The sequence below is a fragment of the Neisseria sp. P0009.S007 genome (assembly GCF_051962515.1).
In genome coordinates this window covers 1-411 of record NZ_JBQCVF010000922.1, presented here as the reverse complement: position 1 = coordinate 411, position 411 = coordinate 1, and the positions used below count along the sequence as shown (strand labels likewise).

General features: G+C 50.6%; 1 protein-coding gene. It reads right to left on the bottom strand.

Annotated elements, in window-relative coordinates:
• On the bottom strand, positions 1-411 hold a 411-nt coding region (locus tag ACTHS3_RS17125; protein WP_440368656.1), incomplete at both ends, for an NUDIX hydrolase.

The following is a 411-nucleotide window of genomic DNA, read 5'->3' as shown; positions in this document are numbered from 1 at the left end:
GGTTTGATTGTCGTGATGAAGCTGGCGGAATGTGTAGTTTTTCAGGTTTAAGGCGAAATCCAAAGGCAGATAAAAAATTTCTGCTACTTCGCCGGGGTTGGCTTTAGGGTTGACGGACTGGGTGCAAATTGCCGGAATAGGCGTAACACGATAGCCGGAAGGCGTGTCATAAAAGGGTAGCGGCGCAAAAGTCTGCCATGCGGTAATCGGAATGGCGGTTTCTTCATAAGCTTCTCTTAACGCCGTTGCCGTTAGGCTGTCGTCTTGGGTATCTTTGCGGCCACCGGCAAAGGCGATTTGTCCAGTGTGTTGCCTTAAGGTCTCGGCCCTTTTGGTCAGTAAAATTTGCCACGCTCCTTCATGCAAGACAATGCCGACCAAAACGGCAGCTTCTTTGACCGTTTGGGCGGT